The sequence below is a fragment of the Sphingobacterium siyangense genome (assembly GCF_023277505.1).
Lineage (GTDB): Bacteria > Bacteroidota > Bacteroidia > Sphingobacteriales > Sphingobacteriaceae > Sphingobacterium > Sphingobacterium siyangense.
Window position 1 is genome coordinate 4,194,378 of the sequence record NZ_CP080574.1, and the last position, 19,699, is coordinate 4,214,076.

20 protein-coding genes and 1 riboswitch are annotated in these 19,699 nt (G+C 38.2%); of the genes, 12 read left to right on the plus strand and 8 right to left on the minus strand.

Annotated elements, in window-relative coordinates:
• Positions 1–47 precede the first annotated feature (47 nt).
• Complete coding sequence (gene aroQ / locus K2F45_RS17605) at positions 48–467, minus strand: type II 3-dehydroquinate dehydratase (RefSeq protein WP_248931949.1); 420 nt, start codon at positions 465–467, stop codon at positions 48–50.
• Between the two features lie 275 nt (positions 468–742).
• Positions 743–2,416 carry a gliding motility protein RemB gene (locus K2F45_RS17610; protein ID WP_237241726.1) on the minus strand — a complete coding sequence of 558 codons (1,674 nt, stop codon included), beginning with the start codon at positions 2,414–2,416 and terminating at the stop codon, positions 743–745.
• A 195-nt stretch (positions 2,417–2,611) separates the two neighbouring features.
• Between K2F45_RS17610 and K2F45_RS17615 the strand changes: the two genes are divergently transcribed.
• From K2F45_RS17615 to K2F45_RS17630, 4 genes are all read left to right on the plus strand, one after another.
• Positions 2,612–4,027, plus strand: a complete 1,416-nt coding sequence (locus tag K2F45_RS17615; protein WP_075993318.1) for a glycoside hydrolase family 125 protein — start codon at positions 2,612–2,614, stop codon at positions 4,025–4,027.
• A 53-nt stretch (positions 4,028–4,080) separates the two neighbouring features.
• A complete protein-coding gene (gene murI, locus K2F45_RS17620) occupies positions 4,081–4,905 on the plus strand; it encodes a glutamate racemase (RefSeq protein ID WP_075993319.1) in 825 nt (274 codons plus the stop codon).
• 70 nt (positions 4,906–4,975) lie between these two features.
• Positions 4,976–5,221 (plus strand): hypothetical protein, encoded by a 246-nt coding sequence (locus tag K2F45_RS17625; RefSeq protein WP_075993320.1) that lies wholly within the window; start codon positions 4,976–4,978, stop codon positions 5,219–5,221.
• A gap of 154 nt (positions 5,222–5,375) precedes the next feature.
• On the plus strand, positions 5,376–6,629 hold the full coding sequence (locus K2F45_RS17630) for a PQQ-dependent sugar dehydrogenase (RefSeq protein ID WP_075993321.1): 1,254 nt from the start codon (positions 5,376–5,378) through the stop codon (positions 6,627–6,629).
• 606 nt (positions 6,630–7,235) lie between these two features.
• On the opposite strand, the gene rlmH is transcribed toward K2F45_RS17630, so the two are convergent.
• Positions 7,236–7,709 carry a 23S rRNA (pseudouridine(1915)-N(3))-methyltransferase RlmH gene (gene rlmH / locus K2F45_RS17635; RefSeq protein ID WP_075993322.1) on the minus strand — a complete coding sequence of 158 codons (474 nt, stop codon included), beginning with the start codon at positions 7,707–7,709 and terminating at the stop codon, positions 7,236–7,238.
• 475 nt (positions 7,710–8,184) lie between these two features.
• Between rlmH and K2F45_RS17640 the strand changes: the two genes are divergently transcribed.
• Positions 8,185–9,078 (plus strand): DUF3078 domain-containing protein, encoded by an 894-nt coding sequence (locus K2F45_RS17640; RefSeq protein ID WP_248931950.1) that lies wholly within the window; start codon positions 8,185–8,187, stop codon positions 9,076–9,078.
• Between the two features lie 128 nt (positions 9,079–9,206).
• Here K2F45_RS17640 and dnaB read toward each other — a convergent pair whose 3' ends face one another.
• On the minus strand, positions 9,207–10,817 hold the full coding sequence (dnaB, locus tag K2F45_RS17645) for a replicative DNA helicase (RefSeq protein WP_409994077.1): 1,611 nt from the start codon (positions 10,815–10,817) through the stop codon (positions 9,207–9,209).
• 385 nt (positions 10,818–11,202) lie between these two features.
• Between dnaB and ubiE the strand changes: the two genes are divergently transcribed.
• The 6 genes from ubiE to K2F45_RS17675 all read left to right on the plus strand — a co-directional run bounded on the left by ubiE (position 11,203) and on the right by K2F45_RS17675 (position 15,500).
• Positions 11,203–11,943: a bifunctional demethylmenaquinone methyltransferase/2-methoxy-6-polyprenyl-1,4-benzoquinol methylase UbiE gene (gene ubiE / locus K2F45_RS17650; protein WP_120332660.1), complete on the plus strand. Its 741-nt coding sequence runs from the start codon at positions 11,203–11,205 to the stop codon at positions 11,941–11,943.
• A gap of 64 nt (positions 11,944–12,007) precedes the next feature.
• Positions 12,008–12,769, plus strand: a complete 762-nt coding sequence (locus K2F45_RS17655; RefSeq protein WP_075993324.1) for an SDR family oxidoreductase — start codon at positions 12,008–12,010, stop codon at positions 12,767–12,769.
• Positions 12,770–12,779: 10 nt separating this feature from the next.
• Complete coding sequence (locus K2F45_RS17660; protein ID WP_075993325.1) at positions 12,780–13,229, plus strand: GatB/YqeY domain-containing protein; 450 nt, start codon at positions 12,780–12,782, stop codon at positions 13,227–13,229.
• A gap of 88 nt (positions 13,230–13,317) precedes the next feature.
• Positions 13,318–13,770: a GNAT family N-acetyltransferase gene (locus tag K2F45_RS17665; RefSeq protein WP_083663676.1), complete on the plus strand. Its 453-nt coding sequence runs from the start codon at positions 13,318–13,320 to the stop codon at positions 13,768–13,770.
• A gap of 11 nt (positions 13,771–13,781) precedes the next feature.
• Positions 13,782–14,156 carry a DUF423 domain-containing protein gene (locus K2F45_RS17670; RefSeq protein ID WP_075993327.1) on the plus strand — a complete coding sequence of 125 codons (375 nt, stop codon included), beginning with the start codon at positions 13,782–13,784 and terminating at the stop codon, positions 14,154–14,156.
• A 6-nt stretch (positions 14,157–14,162) separates the two neighbouring features.
• Positions 14,163–14,225, plus strand: a riboswitch (Fluoride riboswitch).
• A 36-nt stretch (positions 14,226–14,261) separates the two neighbouring features.
• Complete coding sequence (locus K2F45_RS17675; protein WP_075993328.1) at positions 14,262–15,500, plus strand: voltage-gated chloride channel family protein; 1,239 nt, start codon at positions 14,262–14,264, stop codon at positions 15,498–15,500.
• A 241-nt stretch (positions 15,501–15,741) separates the two neighbouring features.
• Here the strand turns inward: K2F45_RS17675 and mgtE are convergent, their stop codons facing one another.
• From mgtE to K2F45_RS17695, 4 genes are all read right to left on the minus strand, one after another.
• Positions 15,742–17,058, minus strand: a complete 1,317-nt coding sequence (gene mgtE, locus K2F45_RS17680; protein ID WP_075993329.1) for a magnesium transporter — start codon at positions 17,056–17,058, stop codon at positions 15,742–15,744.
• 170 nt (positions 17,059–17,228) lie between these two features.
• Positions 17,229–17,939, minus strand: a complete 711-nt coding sequence (gene pepE / locus K2F45_RS17685) for a dipeptidase PepE (protein ID WP_248931951.1) — start codon at positions 17,937–17,939, stop codon at positions 17,229–17,231.
• 104 nt (positions 17,940–18,043) lie between these two features.
• Positions 18,044–18,220: a type II toxin-antitoxin system antitoxin gene (locus K2F45_RS17690; protein ID WP_075993331.1), complete on the minus strand. Its 177-nt coding sequence runs from the start codon at positions 18,218–18,220 to the stop codon at positions 18,044–18,046.
• Between the two features lie 10 nt (positions 18,221–18,230).
• A complete protein-coding gene (locus tag K2F45_RS17695) occupies positions 18,231–19,094 on the minus strand; it encodes an SPFH domain-containing protein (RefSeq protein WP_201667805.1) in 864 nt (287 codons plus the stop codon).
• 97 nt (positions 19,095–19,191) lie between these two features.
• On the opposite strand from K2F45_RS17695, the gene K2F45_RS17700 reads away from it, so the two are divergent.
• Complete coding sequence (locus tag K2F45_RS17700; RefSeq protein ID WP_075993332.1) at positions 19,192–19,674, plus strand: DNA-deoxyinosine glycosylase; 483 nt, start codon at positions 19,192–19,194, stop codon at positions 19,672–19,674.
• Positions 19,675–19,699 lie beyond the last annotated feature (25 nt).

The window sequence follows — 19,699 nt, forward strand, 5'->3', positions numbered from 1 at the left end:
CTTTTTTATTTTATAGCTATTTTTTCTCTTCCTTGCAAAAGAAGATATTATTTAATAAAAGCCTCGATACCCAATCTGTAGCTATCCAGCCCAAAACCACAGATCACCCCTTTACAATTCTTTGCCAAGTACGAATGATGGCGAAATTCCTCTCTTTGATGAACATTGCTTATGTGAACTTCAATAACGGGTGTTGTGACTGCCGCAATTGCATCTCCAATAGCAACAGATGTATGCGTATATGCTCCAGCATTCAACACAATTCCATCAAATTCAAAACCAACTTCGTGGATCTTATCGATTAACCCTCCTTCTGAATTGCTTTGAAAATAGTGCAATTGTACTATTTCAAACTGTTGTTTAAGCTCTTCAAAGTAGCTAAGGAAATCCTGGCTACCATAAATCGATTTCTCCCTTACACCCAACAAATTCAAATTTGGGCCATTCAGTATGAGGATTTTTTTCATTGAAATATAATTATTTTTGTACTGGGCCATTGGCTAACTGAGCTAACCCATACCATTTTTGTTTAAATAGATCGTTTTTAAGCCGTAATAAATTATAAGAACGGATTGTCAACTATCGGATATTTTATTCTGGCTGTATCAAAGTTGCCTTTCCTATCTTCTCAATTTGTCCTGAGACCTCGTTTTAAAAACAAACTATATTGATTTTTGCAGCGTTTATGGCCAAATCAATATAGTTTGTCTTATTTCTAGTATAGATCAGTTTATAAAAATTTCTATAAATCGTTATAAATTGCTCGGAAACTTGAGCGAAGTCCAAATGAAACAACACCAGACTTATTGACTACAGGTGTTTCGTATTGTGCTTTTGCGTAACGTTGGGTATAACCAAGTTCTAAGCGAAGGTTATACTTGGGGTTAAGCACATAGGCAGCCTTAGCATCCGCATAATAGATATTGTTCTTTATTCCTTGCGCTATATGGTTTCCATATAGATTTGGTATCGTTCGATAGGATTGAAAAATATCTCCTCCCATATTACTTCCATCAGGTAGATCCAGCCCATTTTGGGTAAACATGCCCTGTAACGAAAAGTCCCATCTATCCCATGCATAATTCACAAGACCAACGAGCTCTCTAAAGTTTGCCCCTTTCGGATGAGCCAATGGTTCGGCATTATTACTGTAGTTTGAATACGATTTAAAGTGTGCGTAAGTATATGGTCTTGCTGTATTATACTCGGCAAGAAAATTTAAATTCTTCACACCAAACATATCATATCCCCTCACGCCAAGTTGTGCTCCCCATTTGTTGTGCGCATATCCGTTACCAGCGAAGAACTCTTTCGCAGTAAATTCACCCAGTAAAAACTGTCCATATGCAGTCAATCTATAAGGTAATTTATATTTGGAGGTCAATCCCAAAAACATTTTGTCGGGCGACGTTGAGTTATTACTTTCAACAGGTCGAATAAAGATAATTGGACTAATATAGCTAAAATCAAAACCTCTTTTACCAGCTTCATCTTGAGCAGCCCAAACGACAGACTGAAAAAAGCCTATCGATAACTTATTTGTCACATTCCAATCCAAATATTGAAAAGCCCCCCATTTTTTTCCGTCTCCTAAACGTGTATTATTCTGCCCTTCCATCGGAGTTGTACCCGTCAAATCCTGTCTAGGATGCGTCGGATCATTCATATAGGCCCAAATCGAAGTATATTGAACATTTCCTATGGTCCCGGTCAATTTCAAATGGGCATAGTTTGAAGAAAAATCCGATAAAAGCATCGATCGATAGCCATCCCCGATAAAGTTTTTGTCGTAAGCCAAAGTTGCCTGGATATACTTATGGGCGTCATAAGTCATACTAGCTGTCGCATACATCCAGTCCATTTTATTCTTGGACTGAAATTTTGTATTTCCTTGACCCGGAATAACTTTATGTGCAACAATATAGTCATCTAAATATTTAGGAAAGACAGCTTGACTTTCAAATGCGGAAGTATTAAATGTAAATTTATTTCCTACGTTCAATCCCACTTGAAATCCTCTACCATTCATCCATGTACGGCGCTTGTCGCCCTGCATGTCCTTTCCAATATAAAGATCCGGTAGAAAATCAGCATAGAATGTGTAATCGTCTTTTTCAACCTGCACAAGATGTTCGTTAAAGATCTTGCGCATGAACCAATTAGACGAAGAAACGGGTTTATTAGATTGGATTGAATCAAACTTAGCTAACAATAAAGAGTCTTTTATGACGAATGGTTTAGCAGAAGTATGCATTCTCGTTTCAGTAGAATAAACCGCATCGTTCATTTTTTGATAAAAATGATACGAATAGGGCTGACTCTTAATCTGGGCAAAACCTCCGCAGGAAATACCTACTCCCATGCCTGCCAGCACGATTCGGAGTAAATTATTATTTTTTGTTATATTAAGCCTCATAAAATTATTTCAAAGATTATTTTTTCTAGCAAAATGCATTCCTAAACGCAAATTAACCGAATAAAATTGACTTTATTCATATGTTCAGTCAATTTTATCATGCTAAATCGTATTTGCTGTTCCTTTTATTCAAAAATATTTATATCTTGCATTTCAGTAAATAACCTTCAATCATAAAAAATAGCCCTAATAAGCATGAAACGCAGAACATTTATCCAAAACGCAACCCTGTTAACCGCAGGTGCACTTACAAGCAAATTTTCATTCGCTCAGGAACATTCTTTTCCCACTGTTCGGACAGGTAAAGAGAAAAGACTTTTCTCGAGCAAGGTAATCGAAGATGCAATTGTAGAATTTCAGAAAAATGTTAAAAATAAGGAACTGGCTTGGTTATTTAACAACTGCTTTCCTAATACCCTAGATACTACCGTATTTCCCTATGTCCAAAACGGAAGAAATTATACCTATGTGATTACAGGGGATATTGATGCCATGTGGTTGCGTGACAGCAGTGCGCAGGTATGGCCGTACCTCCCTTTTATGAAAAAGGACAAAAAACTGCAGGATCTTATTGTTGGCTTAATCCAAAAACAGAGTAAATGCATCAATATTGATCCCTATGCCAATGCATTTTATAACGATCCAACAAAGAAAGGCGAATGGTTCAGTGATCACACAAACATGAAACCGGGAATTCATGAACGAAAGTGGGAAATCGATTCATTGTGTTATCCAATTCGATTAGCTTATCATTATTGGAAAGAAACAAATGACAGCAGTCCATTTAATGAGGAATGGCTGGAAGCTCAATATAAAGTATATCAGACTTTCGTTGAGCAACAACGTAAAGATAGTCTAGGCCCATATAAATTTGAGCGAACAACCTCCAGAGGATCCGACACATTACAGGTAGATGGCTACGGATATCCTGTAAATCCCGTTGGTTTGATCTGCTCTAGCTTTCGACCGTCGGACGATTCTACAATCTTCTCATTTTTGATTCCATCCAACTTATTTGCGATTGTTAGCCTTAGACAGTCTGCCGAAATTTTGAAAAAGGTTAAAAATGAACACGAACTCGCTGCAAAAATGGAAGCGCTTGCCAATGAGGTCGAAGCAGCAGTCAATAAATATGGTATCATCGACCACCCGACACTGGGCCGGATATATGCTTTTGAGGTAGACGGTTTTTCGAGCCATCTTATGATGGATGATGCAAATATCCCTAGTTTGTTGGCCCTACCATATTTGGGAGCTGTAGATCTAAATAACGAAGTTTATCAACGTACGCGTAACTTTGTTTTGTCTGATAAAAATCCATTCTTTTTTAAGGGGACAGCAGCAGAAGGCATTGGTGGACCTCACATAGGAAGAGATATGATCTGGCCGATGTCCATTATTATGCGGGCGCAGACCTCAACAAATGATGATGAGATTCGTAATTGTATTAAAACCCTGGTAAATACACATGGTGGAACCGGATTTATGCATGAGTCTTTTCATAAAAACGATCCTAAAAAATTCACAAGACATTGGTTTGCTTGGACAAATACATTATTTGGCGAATTAATTTGGAAAATATACAAAGAGAAACCATCTTTGCTTCAATAAATCTGAAACTTATAACACAATGTTGTAAGTGAAAGAACTTATAACATTGTGTTATGGATAATTTATCAAAATCAGGTCCGATTGGCATTTTTGATTCCGGTTATGGAGGACTCTCCGTATTCAAGGAAATTCAACAACTTTTACCTCAATACGATTATATCTATTTAGGCGATAATGCACGTGTTCCATACGGTACAAGATCCTTTGAGACCGTTTATAATTACACCAAACAATGTGTTTTTAAATTATTTGACCTGGGCTGTAATCTCGTTATTCTCGCATGTAATACAGCTTCTGCAAAAGCATTAAGGACTATTCAACAACATGATCTTCCCCCTGGAAAGAAAGTCCTTGGCGTCATCAGACCCACTACAGAAATCGTACACAATTTTACGAAAACTAACAAGATCGGTATTTTAGCCACTACAGGAACGGTAAAATCCGAATCCTATAAAATAGAAATACACAAATTCAATCCAGAAATTGAGGTTTTTCAGCACGACTGCCCTTTTTGGGTTCCCTTAGTAGAAAACAATGAAATCAATACAGAAGGCGCACATTACTTTATAGAAAAAGATTTACGGGAGCTTTTACAGCAATCCGATCAGATCGACACCATTGTACTTGCCTGCACCCATTATCCTTTATTGCTACCCGTAATCCAAAAATATACACCAAGTAATATAAAGATCATCTCCCAGGGACCTATTGTTGCCAATAGCTTAAAAGAATATCTTGATAGACACCGGGAAATTGAAACAATTTGTTCTCAAAATGGCCAACTGGCCTTTTATACAACAGATGATCCAAGGGACTTTGAAAACAAAGCAAAAATATTTTTTGGACAGCCGATAGCCGCAAGCCATATCAGTGTTTAAAAAATAAAAGGCAATAATTTTTAAAACTTTTACTTCCCAATTTTCGTTATTCTGATAAAAGGCGAGTAAAATGAAAAAGAACTTTATAACCATTGCTTATAATCAGGATACACAGCATTGCGAATCCAAAGAGTTTTCAAACATACAGGAAAGTGCAGATTATTTTAAAACTTTCGAGACCTCCGCACAACCCAACTACGTTCCCGTGTGTATTTACAATCTAAATACAAACACCATTCTAGATATAAGTGATTATTATATAAACAACGATATTGAGCTCCACCGAATCGTAAGAAACTGCCTGGCGGGAAAATAACTCCTATAACACTTAAAAACAAATTAGCTGGCTAGCATTCCCCTTTCTTATTAGTATGAGTTATATATTTATATTATTACATTCTGAAAAATAATATTTCATTAATTTTTAATATCTTCAAGCAGATAATCAGACCAAAAACAAGTCACAGATAATGAAAACCAAACTGACAATAAGCCTCTTAACAGTATCTTTAGGATTAACTGCATGTAATTCCAACCATGCGAATTCAAATTCAAGTTCGGATAGCAGTGCAAATTCTGCAACTGATACAACAAGTTATCCTCCCGTAGAAACACAAAAGGCAAACACAAATTATAAACCAGCATTTGCTGGACAAACCAGAATTAAAGGTGCAAAGACGAGCACGCCATTCGAAGGTAAAGTAATTGCCGAGGGATTAAAATCTCCTTGGGGTATCGCTGCGCTACCCGATGGTCGATTATTAATCTCAGAAAAAGAAGGTGATTTTCGCATTGCAACGGCAGACGGCAAATTAGGTGAACCAATTAAAGGTTTACCTCAAGTCAATAGCAGTGGGCAAGGTGGGCTTTTGGGATTACGTCTTGATCCAAAATTCGAGTCAAACCGTATGATATATTGGGTTTTCTCTGATAATACCGCTGCTGGAACTTTGACGGCTGTCGCAAAAGGAAAGCTCTCAGCCGATGAGAAATCAATAGAAGGCGCTAAAGTTATCTATCAGGCTACTCCCGCTCATAAAGGGAATCTGCATTATGGTGGACGAATTATCTTTGATAAAGAGGGAAATATTATTTTGAGTACGGGTGAAAGATCTGATTTGGTCACGCGACCATTGGCACAAGATCTGAATGCAGCATTGGGCAAGATCCTACGTATCACCACTGATGGACAGCCTGCCCCTGGGAATCCATTTATAGGCAAGGCAAATGCACGTGCGGAAATTTACAGTTATGGACATCGTAATCCACAGGGACTTGCCTTACATCCTGAAACTGGCGATCTTTGGGAAACCGAATTTGGTCCACGGGGCGGCGACGAGTTGAACAGAATTGAAGCTGGCAAGAATTATGGATGGCCAACGATTACGTATGGTATAGAATATAAAGGAGATAAGGTTGGTGAGGGCATACAACAAAAAGACGGTCTGGAACAACCCGTCTATTATTGGGATCCTGTTCTCTCGCCTAGTGGAATTACATTCTATACCGGACAGAATATTCCAGAATGGAAGAATAATCTCTTTATTTGCGGTTTAAGCAGCATGCACATTGCCAGAATTATACTAAAGGATAACAAGGTCGTTGGAGAAGAACGCCTCCTAGGTAGTGAAGGGCAACGATTTAGAGATATCACGCAGGGCAAAGATGGCGCGCTGTACGCTATCACAGATATCGGAAAATTATATAAAATTGATAAAAAATAAATACTTCGATTCGACGCAGCCCCTTTCAAATGGGCTGCGTTTTATGTTGACCTAGCCCTAAAAAACACACTTTCAACTATTTTTTATTGACCTTATTTGCTATATTTCTTTTCGAACATGACAAGCCCTATAGTTTGGCTCGATTATTGATCACTTATTAGCGAATCAATAAATTATTATATGGTAAAAAAAGAAAAAATGAAAAAATTATTAGAAATTAATCCCTTGTCATTCTATATGACCAACTGGGGATTCGTAAACAACACCGCCCCAAAAAGAACGCGCAAAACCTGCCAACCTTCTCCCAAAAATTAAGCGTTCTTGCTTAAACAATTCAATTAAAATTTATTAAAATCATCTGCTGATATCCTCCATACGGATATTAAGTAAGAGATTTATTTCTTTTACTAGATCCGTATGGAAGGGCATTAAGCTATGCGAAAAAATAGGCCAATGCGATTACGATTATAATACAAGCAATCATAATGTATTTATTCAATTGGCTATTTTTTTCTCCTTCGTCACTTTTATAGTGATAATCTCGTTTGTTGGGCAAATTCATAAGCTTGTTTTTATTCATGATGAAGTTACGGACTTTTTTCCATATTACTCGTGATGATAAGGCTCTCCCTTCATGATAGAAAATGCACGATAAAGCTGCTCTGTAAAAAACAAACGAATCATTTGATGCGAAAATGTCATCTTGGACAACGAAATTTTCGAATTTGCTCGATCATAAATTTTTTGGTCAAACCCATAGGGGCCACCAATAATAAATACCATATGCTGAACACTTTGCACCATCATTTTTTCCAGATAAGCAGAAAACTCCAAGGAACGAAACTCTTTTCCATGTTCATCCAGCAAAACGACTAAATCTTGAGGTTGTAATTGTTTCAAAATCAGCAGAGCCTCCTTATCTTTCTGCTGCTCAGCAGAAAGATTCTTGACATTTTTGATATCTGGAATGACCACAATACTAAAATTTACATAAAACTTTAACCGTTTAATATACTTGTCAATACCCTCAATCAGGTACTTATCATCTGTCTTACCTATACAAAGTAGCGTTATCTTCATCTAAACATTTTATAAGTGTTTGTTATGAATAGCACAATAGAAGCCGGTTTTCTCGATCCAAAATAATGGCTTTGTTCTTGTTTCCGGGTATTGTCAAAAGCTGCTCATAAACTTTTATCCAAGAGCTGCTACGCTAATAAATAGCGCATACATACAATTGAGCAAAGTTCTGATTTTATTTAAAATAAACACAATCAAAAGGACAAAAAAACATTAACCTCATTTATTCGTTTAGTTATAAAACATTTATTTTCTCGTACACGCTTAAAACATCACGCTGAAAATGGATAATGACCTCGTTTTAAGAGCATCGATCAGATCAAACTTGTTGTTTATAACGACAGGAACGAAATATATTTCAACAAATCCAATACGCAGCTATAAAACCACTGCGTTAGTTGCTAATAAGATGGAAAGCTGTACGTGCTCATTTGGATTACAATAATATGGAAATGCAAACAAATTAAGTATACACATGAAAATAATAAAATCAATCATTCTTATTGCTCTTGGCTTATTAGCACATGAAACCTACGCTCAGACAACCGCGGTAGACAGTACAAAAACCTGGATTATCAAAGGAGAAAACACCTTTCTGATCAACCAAAGTTCATTTTCTAATTGGGCTGCAGGTGGGGTGAATTCTTTCTCCGGCAACCTAACTCTTAATTACGACTTCAATTACAAGAAAGGCAAATGGTCATGGGACAACAAGGTCCTTGCGGCTTATGGGCTAACCTTTCAAAAAGAGTCGGACTGGCGCAAAAATGATGACCGATTAGTTTTAAATAGCTTGTTGGGACATCAGGCATCTCAATATTGGCTTTATACCTTTTTTCTAAACTTTAACACACAATTTGCCGATGGTTATGACTACACAGCTTCACCCCAAAAAAGGATATCCAAGTTTTTAGCGCCGGCATACCTGAGCTTCGGTCCGGGTTTTGCGTACAAACGATCGGACAACCTCAGATTTAATCTTTCGCCTGCGGCTGTGCGGTTTGTATTCGTAAGTGATACGCTCCTTTCCACACGATATGGACTAAATCCGAACAGCAAGTCCCGCACTGAATTCGGCGCATCATTTGATGCTTATTATAAAGTAAATTTAATGGAGAACATTTCATTTGAAAATATACTAAAACTCTATTCAAACTATCTAGATAAACCTCAAAATGTAGATATTGACTATACGGCCAATCTTTTTATGAAGGTAAACAAGTTTATTACAGTAAACGCAGGCGTACAGATGATCTACGATGACAATACGGCTATTCCGATTATTAAAGATAATGTTGAAGTTGGAAAGAGAAATTCTGCCCTACAAATTAGGCAAATTGTCGGTGCTGGCGTGACATACAAATTTTAAAGGTAAAAAAACAGCAGGAACAAGTCCACATAAGCAAGACAAATTACGAAGGCGCCGTAAACGAAAAAACCGAATTTAAATCATTCGGTTTTTTCTATTATTTAGGAATACTTATGTAAAATTAATCACTAAAATGGCGCATCATCAGGCATGTCGTTCATGCGGGATGGCATCGTAATACCCCCACTGAAGCCCCCAGCACTAAAATCATCAGCAAAGTTTGGCGACGGATTTAATGCAGAAGCAGAAAATGTAGCCGGCGCATCACCGAATCCATCTCCACCACCCATACCCGAAAACTCATCTTCTAAATCCACAAACTTCACAAATTTACCCACAAATCGAAGTGGAACAATTCCGGTCTCACCATTACGGTGTTTTGCAATAATAACTTCACCAACACCGGCAGTAGGACGTCCCTCTTCATCTTCTGTCAAACCATAATATTCGGGTCTATATAAGAAAAGAACCATATCCGCATCCTGCTCAATGGAACCAGACTCCCGTAAATCGGACAACATAGGACGCTTACTATTTCCTGGTCTTGACTCTACAGCACGACTCAGCTGCGATAATGCCAGCACGGGGATGTTTAGCTCCTTAGCTACAGATTTCAAAGCACGGGAAATACTACCGATCTCTTGTTCACGGTTCCCCCCACCTTTACCTTCAGCTTTTCCATGCATTAACTGCAAGTAATCGACAATAACCATTTGGATATCGTATTGTGCCTTTAAGCGCCTACATTTAGCTCTAAATTCGAACACGTTCAACGCCGGCGTATCATCGATAATAATAGGCGCATCAGTTAAACGACCAATTCTCGAATGTAATTGTTGCCATTCATGATCAGCAAGATTTCCTTTTTTCAATTTCTCTTGCTCAATTTCCGTTTCACCAGCGATTAGACGATTGACAAGCTGAACAGATGACATCTCCAGCGAGAATACGGCAACTGCTTTTCCGTGTTCCACTGCAGCATTACGTGCAACGGAAAGTACGAATGCCGTCTTTCCCATCGCTGGACGTGCTGCAATAATAACCAGATCAGAAGGCTGCCAACCTGAAGTCATACGATCCAAGGCAGTCAAACCCGAAGGCACACCTGTCAGACCATCTGTGCGGTCACGCAGCATCTCAAGATTAGAAATCGCCTCACGCATAATATCGTCCATCTTTCTTGAATCTCTCCGCAAGTTATTCTGCGCGATATCAAACAAGCTTTTTTCGGCATGATCCAACAGATCGAAGATATCTGACGTTTCATCGTATGAGCTATTAATAATTTCAGTAGAAACTTTAATCAGCTCACGCTGAATATATTTCTGTGAAATAATACGTGCATGATACTCAATATTAGCTGCCGAAACCACGCGATCTGTCAATTGCGTAATATAATAGGCACCGCCGACCATTTCAAGAGCCCCCATCCGTCTGAGTTCCGAGGTAACGGTTAATATATCAATTGGAGAAGTCTTTTGAAAAAGGCCAAAAATCGCTTCAAAGATCTTTTGATGTGATTCCTTATAGAACGATTCTGGTTTTAAAATATCAATAATTTCACTCAGCGCATTCTTTTCAAGCATCAAAGCTCCTAAAACAGCCTCCTCAAGATCCACTGCCTGCGGCGGAAGTTTACCCAAACCACTCACCAAATTATTTAATTTGGTACGACGTTCGCCATAATTACCCCGTTTGTTATTATCCGTGTTATTCGCCTCAAAATTACTGTCGTTCATCATGATATTATATCAGAAATATAGCTTTGCTATCCTTATAAATTTTAGATAGGATAACAAATGTATAAAAAATAAAATTCACCACCATGCGGAGTTACACACAGCGAAATTCAACGATCACACCCGAAACCTCAAAAAGCTTTGAAGGACACAGATTTACATAGTGAGTTTTCAACACTTACTGTTGAAAAGATGTTGAAAATAAAAAATTACCACTTAAAATCAACACATTAAAAAATGTTAATAACTTAAGCCATTGTGAATAAGCAAAATGGTAAAAAGCAAATCAATACGCTCCACTATCATCAATACAAACTGACTTTAAGATGAAAACAAATCCCTTTTTTAGCACTAAAAAATATTCATATATTGTATCTTTGTAACTATGACGCACGACTCCTCAACATTAAAACCCTATAAAGATACCAACGATGGGAAGAAGAAACAGGTAGCAGATATGTTTGACAACATCTCCCATTCCTATGATTTTTTAAACCATTTCATGTCTTTGGGTATTGACATTATATGGCGCAAAAAAGCCATCAATGCTTTAAAGTCCATAAAACCGCAACTGATGTTGGATGTAGCGACAGGAACTGGTGATTTTGCATTGGAATCAATTAAAATCTTGAATCCAAAAAAGATTATTGGTGTCGATATTTCCCAAGGAATGCTTGAAGTCGCTAAGAAAAAAATTGCAAGCAAGGGATTAGCGAATCAATTTGAGGTAGCGTTAGGAGACTCAGAGAGGCTTCAATTTGAAGATAATACGTTCGACGCTGTTACCGTAGCATTTGGTGTCCGTAATTTTGAAAACTTGGAGAAAGGCCTATCAGACATATACCGCGTATTAAAGCCTGGTGGGAAAGCTGTTATTTTAGAATTTTCGAATCCGAAGAAATTCCCCATTAAACAGCTTTATAATTTTTATTTCAAGTTTATTACACCAACCATTGGAAAATTCTTTTCAAAAGATTCCAGTGCATATGAATACCTACCAGAATCTGTTGCTCAATTTCCAGATGGACAAAAGTTCGTTGCCATAAACAAAAAAGCAGGCTTTAACGAAACGATTGTTAGACCGCAAACATTTGGTATCTGTACAATCTATATTGCTACAAAATAGTACCAGCTAAGATCTGGTTTTGAGTCAAATCGGATTCATTTTTAATATCAACGAGTTACATTATATGACTAAAACAGTTTTTATTACAGGAGCAAGTTCAGGAATTGGTCAGGCTTGCGCCGAAGTTTTAGCGAAAGAGGGTTACAATCTTTTACTTTGCGCGCGCAGGTTAAACCGTTTAGAGGCATTAAAAGATGCATTGTTAGCGGCCTACCCTACTATTCAGATCCATATTTTTGAGCTTGATGTTCGCGATGCAGAACAAGTTGCGAATCAAATTGAGGGCCTACCTCCAGCATGGAAAAAAATAAATGTTCTCATTAACAATGCTGGTTTGAGTCAAGGATTGGATCCTATTCAAGATGGTGATATCGGAGATTGGGACAGAATGATTGATACCAATATCAAAGGTTTACTGTATGTGAGTAAATCTGTGATACCACTTATGGATACCGAAAACGGCGCCCATATTGTTAATTTGGGATCTATTGCAGGGAAAGAGGTTTATCCGAATGGAAATGTGTACTGTGCTACCAAACATGCTGTTGATGCTTTAACTAAAGCTATGCGCATTGATTTGCTAACTCAGGGCATTAAAGTAACATCTATCGACCCCGGAATGGTGGAGACAGAGTTTTCGGAAGTTCGTTTCCATGGAGACCGGGAAAGAGCTAAAAATGTTTACAATGGTGTACAACCCCTGACAGGGAAAGATATTGCCGAAACGATCCTTTTCGTCATTACCAGACCTGCACATGTTAATATAAACGATCTATTAATAATGCCTACAGCACAAGCGACAGGCGCAATTGTCAATCGAAAATAATTTAAATATCATGTCATTAGAAATACAAATAAATCAAGACATTAAGGCGGCAATGATCGCAAAAGACACGGCAAAATTACGTGGCTTACGTGCAATTAAGGCAGCTATACTTTTAGCAAAAACAGAAAAAGGTCATGCCGAAGACCTTAATCAGGAGGCGGAGATTAAAGTTTTACAAAAACTTGTAAAACAACGTCGCGAATCTGCGGAAATTTATAAGACTCAAAACCGGGAAGATCTTTATGAAATTGAAATTGAGGAAGAAAAAGTAATTGAGGCTTATTTGCCAAAACAACTAAGCAAAGAAGAAGTTGAAACGATTGTCAAAGCAATTATCGCCGAAACAGGAGCTTCTTCCATTAAAGATATGGGTAAAGTAATGGGCGCTACAAATCAAAAGCTTGCTGGACAAGCAGATGGGAAAACCATCTCTGAAGTTGTTAAAAGTCTTCTCGCATAAAACGCTCAAATCAATAGAGTCAAATTAAATTGGATATGTCTTTCCAGCCATATCGATCGCATAATTTGACTCTATTTTTATTTCAATTATGGCTTTTCAGTGGAATCTAAAGAGTTTTCACGAACTCAACACGAAAGAATTATATCGTATTTTAAAGCTTCGCATGGAAGTGTTTGTTCTGGAGCAGGAATGTTTATATCCTGAATTGGACGATAAAGATTTTGCTTGTCTGCATCTGTGGACAGAACAAGATGATCGTATTATTGCATACACGAGATTAGTTCCTCCGGGCCTTTCCTACCCACAAGCTTCCATTGGTCGGGTTATCGTTGCCGAGGAAGCGCGCGGAACCGGTCTGAGTCAACAATTAATGATTCATTCCATCGAATCGCTCTACAAAGAATTTGGTGAAGGCGAGATACAGATAGGTGCGCAATTTCATTTAAAATCCTTTTATGAAAAATTAGGCTTTGAGCAAATTTCCGAGCCCTACCCTGATTATGGAATCCTTCATATTGATATGATTAAACCCGCAATTTAGTAAATTTAGGCATGCAAAACGTTGTCATCATCACAGCCGCCCTATTTGGCGGCCTCGCTATTATCCTAGGTGCATTTGGAGCCCATGCATTCAAAAAAATCCTATCACCTGAAAAGCTGGAATCCTTTGAGGTCGGCGTTCGATATCAAATGTATGCTGCTCTTACACTGTTGATTTTAGGATTTAATTTCTCCTTTGAGCTTCAGTCTGAACGAGTTGCATTTTATCTGATCACATTAGGAACTCTTTTATTCTCAGTAAGTATATATTTTCTATCGTTTGCCGAATACTGGAAAAAGAATCTAAAGTTTCTTGGCCCAATTACCCCGCTCGGCGGATTATTTATGATCGCAGGCTGGGTTGCTATTATCATTCGCTTTTTGTAGATTTGAAATAAATATGGCAATGATGTCTGCCCTGAACCGCCCTAATAAGCTGATGACGTCTACTATTTTAGTATAAAACAACAATTTTATATAAAGTGTAGACTTATGGCTATAACACATTCAAATCAAAGCAATCTTCATTTTTTTCGTAAATGGCTTATCTCCTGTAGTGCGATAGGTTTCATCGTAGGATCTATTTGTGCATTTTTTCTCTTTTCCCTCAATTGGGTAACGCAGTACCGAGAAGCTCATCCTTGGATAATTTATGGACTCCCCCTAGCGGGATTTGCCATTGCATTGTCCTATAAGTATTGGGGCAATCCATCAAGCAAAGGAAATAATCTGCTGATTGAAGAATACCTGCATCCCCAACACCGCATTCCGCTTATCATGGCGCCTCTTGTCCTATTCGGAACTTTACTTACACATCTGTTTGGAGGTTCGGCAGGCCGTGAAGGAACTGCCGTGCAGATAGGTGGAGCAGTTTCCGATCAGCTCAATCGCTGGTTTGACTTCGATAAAACTGAACGCCGTATCTTAATTTCAATTGGCATCACTGCAGGCTTTGCCGCTGTGTTTGGCACCCCACTCGCCGGAACAATATTTGGTCTGGAAGTCCTACTGATTGGCAAAAAAAGATATTTCGGTATCCTGCCCTGTTTATTTACCGCCTATTTTGCGAACTTCAGCTGTCAATTATGGAATATTCCACACACTCATTATCCAATTCATGATGTTATTCCAATGCTGTCTTTGACCAATATTGGATTTAGCCTTGCCGCAGGCATTCTATTCGGTGTGACGGCATGGCTTTTTATATTTACCAGCGATTTCTTTAGCCTTCAATTCAAACGAATTAAATATCCTCTGCTTAGACCGGTAATTGGCGGTATTATTTTGGTACTTATCATTACGTTACTCCATAGCAGCAACTATATTGGACTTGGTATCCCGATGATTCAGAACGCATTTGTCGATCAGTCGAATTATTATGACTTTATCATCAAATTACTTTTAACGACTTTCACCCTTTCTGCCGGATTTAAAGGCGGAGAAGTCACCCCACTGTTTTTTATCGGGGCAACCTTGGGGAGTGCGTTAAGCACCGTTATTCCACTTCCCATCAGCCTGCTGGCTGCCATGGGCTTTGTATCCGTATTTTCAGGCGCTACAAACACCCCGCTCGCCTGTATTGTAATGGGTTATGAATTATTTGGGATTCAGCCTATTTTATTTATAGCAATAGCGTGTATAGTCGCTTTTTTATTTTCCGGAAAAAAAGGAATTTATGTTGCACAAAAAGGCGGTTTAAAGGAAAAATTATACCGCAGACTCAATTTATAAGCAGACTCAATTTATAAACAAGACAATGCGCTTTCAGCTTCTCAGTCTATCTCCTTGTATTCCATTATGAACTACTTCAAATAAAAACAGGATAGGCCAAAAAAACATGCTAAAAAGAAGAATGCAGACCACAATGAATGGATAGATGATTTTAATAAAGACACGAGAAAATTTTTTGATAAAAAAAAGCCTAAATCATAAGTATGCTTTAGGCTTTTTTTAAAAAATCTTATCATCTGAACTACAGTAGTTTTCCATGCAGAAAGAATGCCGCAACAGTAAAATAGATAATCAATCCTGAAACATCCACCAAGGTAGCTACAAATGGCGCTGATGCCGTCGCCGGATCTAATCCAAACCGACGTAGAATAAATGGAATAAACGATCCTGACAAAGTCCCCCATAAAACAATAAACAATAAGGAAACAGCAACCGTAAAACCAATTGAAATCCAATAAGGACCATAGTCATACAGACCAAGAAAATGCCAAGCCAATATCCTTAAGAATCCGATCGAACCCAATATTCCACCTAAGATTAAACCAGAAGAAATTTCGCGCTTCATCACGTACCACCAATCTTTCAACTTTAATTCACCGAGTGCCATGGCACGAATAATTAAAGATGCCGCCTGCGACCCGGAATTACCCCCGCTGGATATAATTAAAGGAACAAATAAAGCAAGCACAACCGCCTTTTCCAATTCCCCTTCAAAAAATCCCATTGCTGAAGCTGTAAGCATTTCGCTAAAAAACAAGATGATCAGCCAGCCGGCTCTTTTTTGGATCAATTGCAACAAAGGAGTTTTCGTATAGGCCAGATCCAATTCTTCCATCCCTCCAAATCGCTGGATATCTTCTGTATCCCGATCTTCAATTCGATCCAATACGTCATCAAATGTCACAATTCCGACCAATACCCCTGCTTCTGTAATGATAGGTAAAGCACTTCGATCGTACTTTTGAAAAATCTCGAATGCCTCTTCCATGGGTGTGGAAGCCTTAATCGCGGCAAAATTGTAGTCAATTAAGTCGGAAATCTTGGTAGAAGAATCCGATAGTAGTAATTGACCAATTTTCAAGTCATCGATCAAGACGTTTTTCTCATCAACTACATAAATAAAATTAAGCGTTTCTGCCTTCCTTCCAAACACCTTGATATGCCGAAAAACATCATCGACGGTATAATAAGGACGAACTTGCACATACATTGGTGTCATAAGTCGGGCAATACTGTCCTCTTTATAACCAATCAGCTCCAAAGCCATTTGCTTCTCGCGCTCATTCAAAAGATTGATCAGATATTTGATCAGATCATCCGGCAATTCCGACAACAGTTCATTACGCGTATCCGGCTTCAGGTTATTCAGCAATTCGGACAGCTCATGTTCCGTCATGGATTTGATCAACGTATATTGGACATCCATTTCAAAAAAAGAAAAGATCTCCAATCTATCCTCCAAAGGATAGTCCATAAACTCTTGATGTTGCTCCCCTTTACTTAAACGCGATATTTCTTCCGCGATATCGGCTGGGTGTAATGCTGAATTTTGTTCCATTGGAAGAAAATTTAATGGATTTAGCGCAAAAGTAGCTTATTTTGTATGATTTTCAACAATCTGAAAAACTATTTTTTCCAATGGGAATTGCTGCTAGTCTTCCGTAAAATCGTCTACTACCACATTGAAGAGCACATTTGACTTGATATGCCCATGAACTTTACACTATCTTAAAAATTAATTAATCCAGGCGCTAGCTCCTCGGGCTCGAAACCAGCTTTAAATAGCCGGGCTGTTAAATTACCTTTCAGTTCTATGTTTCCTTCATTTACATGCAACCAGCTCCCTTCACGTAAGCCTATGACTGGCTGAGGATTAATTTGATGAAATTCCTGGATTCGCGTTTCCCTTGTCTCTCCTTTGTGTGTAGAATTTGGATCCGGATCCAAATAATGTGGATTGATATTAAAAGGCAAGAAACCAAGTGCGTCAAAGCTAGGCGGATAAACAATAGGCATATCATTTGTAGTTCCTATTGTTAGTCCGGTCAAATTGGACCCCGCCGATGTACCGACATATGGAATCCCCTTTGCTAATTGTACGCGCAATTGCTGTACCAAATCCAGCTCATACAACGTTTTTAACAGTAGAAATGTATTTCCTCCACCAATAAAAATAGCTTTAGCATCCTGAATAGCCTTCTTCATGTTATGAAACTCATGCAGCCCCCTAACCGTTATACCCCTATCTTTCAATGCGTCCTGTACCTTAGCCGTATAACCATCAAACGAAATTCCTGAAGGTCTCGCAAAAGGGACAAATAGCAATTCGTCTGACTGAATAAATTCTACAAAATCTTGCTTAATATAAGCTAAAAACTCACTACCATGGATCGTGCTTGTACTTACGACCAATAACTTGTACGCTGGATTAATCTTCATCTTCTATCGTTAAAACATTAAATAAAAAGTACCTTTGGTTTTTGTCAATTGCGAGGCCAAAGGTACAGTTTTCATTCCTTACTATAGGCATTCCTTACTATAGGCTATTTCTTATCGGCAGTCTTTTTTTCTGTGCCCAATCTTTTATTTTCTTGCAGCGCTTTATGTAAAAGATATTCGATCTGCCCATTAACACTTCTAAACTCATCTGCAGCCCATTTTTCCAATGCTTTGTACATCTGGTCGTCTAAGCGTAGCATAAAGTTTTTCTTATCCGCCATTTCATTTCGTTTATTGGTACAACGTACCTGTATTTACAATTGGTGTCGCTGCTTTTTCTCCGCAAAGTACCACCATTAAATTGCTGACCATTGCTGCTTTTTTCTCGTTGTCCAACTCTACAATATCTTTTTCAGACAACTTATGCAAGGCCATTTCCACCATCCCAACAGCACCGTCTACAATCTTTGCTCTTGCAGCCACAATAGCAGCTGCTTGCTGTCTTTGAAGCATAGCACCTGCTATTTCGGAAGCATAAGCCAAATGACTGATTCTAGCCTCTTTAATAATAACCCCGGCAGGCGCCAAACGATCAGACAATTCTTGTTCAAGAATATGATTTACGGTATCGCCACCTTCACGCAAGGTGATCTCCGCTCCTTCATCCTCCAAGTTATCATAAGGAAAGCTTCCAGCCAAATGTCTTACCGCTGCTTCGCTCTGCGTACGTACATAAGAGGTATAATTACTTACATCATAAGCAGCTTTATACGTGTCTCCCACTTGCCATACAATCACTGCTCCGATCTCAATTGGGTTTCCCATCTTGTCATTGACTTTCAGTGTCTGTCCCTGTAAGTTATCCGACCGAAGACTTATTTTAATCGTTGAATACAACGGATTGACAAAAAACAAACCGTTTTCCTTAACCGTACCTACATATTTCCCGAAGAAATTCAGTACACGCGAATGGTTTGGATTAATAATCATCAATCCTTTCAGAATAAAAAAAGTAGCGATCATCAGCACAACCCCCAATACGACATAAAGTGAGCTTGCTTCTACGCTGGCAAATGAGAATATTGCCGCCACAAACGAAACGACAGCTATCAATAAAGCTAAATAGCCTGACATTGGTTTAATTAGTTTTTCCATAATTTGTTAATATATATTTGATATCATTTTAATATCATAAATATACTATAATATTTTTCAAATTTCAAATGAAAATTTAAAATTACTATTTTTGATTATGCGCAAAAGATCCTTTCTACCTTTAGTAAACTCTACCACAGAAATACTCATCCTTGGCTCTTTGCCCGGAGATAAGTCTTTGGCAGAAAATGAATATTATGCACACCCACAAAATCGATTCTGGAAAGTAATCACCTCTTTGTTTAACGCGCCGGAGCAAACAAATTATACGGAGAAGATAGATCTATTATTCAAAAACAACATCGGTCTTTGGGATGTTTGCGCAGAAGCCTCTCGTCCCGGCAGTATGGATCTAGCCATACAAAATGAAGTTCCAAACCAGATTGTTGAGCTGCTAGAAGCCCACCCTAAAATCACACAAATTATTTTTAACGGGCAAAAAGCGCACACGTTATACTTAAAGCATTTCAACAAAAGAGAGGACATTATTTACAGATGCTTACCTAGCACAAGTCCAGCCAATGCGAAAAGTAATCTCGAAAATCTAATTCAACAGTGGTGCGTAATAATAAGTGATTAAATTACACGAATTAGATTCGTTAATT

Bases quoted from the DNA above. Each gene is read 5' to 3' on its own strand.
- mgtE (WP_075993329.1), bottom strand. From the start codon at position 17,058: ATGGAACAAAATTCAGCATTACACCCAGCCGATATCGCGGAAGAAATA.
- K2F45_RS17615 (WP_075993318.1), top strand. From the start codon at position 2,612: ATGAAACGCAGAACATTTATCCAAAACGCAACCCTGTTAACCGCAGGT.
- K2F45_RS17660 (WP_075993325.1), top strand. From the start codon at position 12,780: ATGTCATTAGAAATACAAATAAATCAAGACATTAAGGCGGCAATGATC.
- murI (WP_075993319.1), top strand. From the start codon at position 4,081: ATGGATAATTTATCAAAATCAGGTCCGATTGGCATTTTTGATTCCGGT.
- K2F45_RS17700 (WP_075993332.1), top strand. From the start codon at position 19,192: ATGCGCAAAAGATCCTTTCTACCTTTAGTAAACTCTACCACAGAAATA.
- K2F45_RS17695 (WP_201667805.1), bottom strand. From the start codon at position 19,094: ATGGAAAAACTAATTAAACCAATGTCAGGCTATTTAGCTTTATTGATA.
- K2F45_RS17630 (WP_075993321.1), top strand. From the start codon at position 5,376: ATGAAAACCAAACTGACAATAAGCCTCTTAACAGTATCTTTAGGATTA.
- K2F45_RS17625 (WP_075993320.1), top strand. From the start codon at position 4,976: ATGAAAAAGAACTTTATAACCATTGCTTATAATCAGGATACACAGCAT.
- K2F45_RS17675 (WP_075993328.1), top strand. From the start codon at position 14,262: ATGGCTATAACACATTCAAATCAAAGCAATCTTCATTTTTTTCGTAAA.
- ubiE (WP_120332660.1), top strand. From the start codon at position 11,203: ATGACGCACGACTCCTCAACATTAAAACCCTATAAAGATACCAACGAT.
- K2F45_RS17610 (WP_237241726.1), bottom strand. From the start codon at position 2,416: ATGAGGCTTAATATAACAAAAAATAATAATTTACTCCGAATCGTGCTG.
- rlmH (WP_075993322.1), bottom strand. From the start codon at position 7,709: ATGAAGATAACGCTACTTTGTATAGGTAAGACAGATGATAAGTACCTG.
- K2F45_RS17640 (WP_248931950.1), top strand. From the start codon at position 8,185: ATGAAAATAATAAAATCAATCATTCTTATTGCTCTTGGCTTATTAGCA.
- K2F45_RS17655 (WP_075993324.1), top strand. From the start codon at position 12,008: ATGACTAAAACAGTTTTTATTACAGGAGCAAGTTCAGGAATTGGTCAG.
- pepE (WP_248931951.1), bottom strand. From the start codon at position 17,939: ATGAAGATTAATCCAGCGTACAAGTTATTGGTCGTAAGTACAAGCACG.
- aroQ (WP_248931949.1), bottom strand. From the start codon at position 467: ATGAAAAAAATCCTCATACTGAATGGCCCAAATTTGAATTTGTTGGGT.
- dnaB (WP_409994077.1), bottom strand. From the start codon at position 10,817: ATGAACGACAGTAATTTTGAGGCGAATAACACGGATAATAACAAACGG.
- K2F45_RS17690 (WP_075993331.1), bottom strand. From the start codon at position 18,220: ATGGCGGATAAGAAAAACTTTATGCTACGCTTAGACGACCAGATGTAC.
- K2F45_RS17665 (WP_083663676.1), top strand. From the start codon at position 13,318: ATGGCTTTTCAGTGGAATCTAAAGAGTTTTCACGAACTCAACACGAAA.
- K2F45_RS17670 (WP_075993327.1), top strand. From the start codon at position 13,782: ATGCAAAACGTTGTCATCATCACAGCCGCCCTATTTGGCGGCCTCGCT.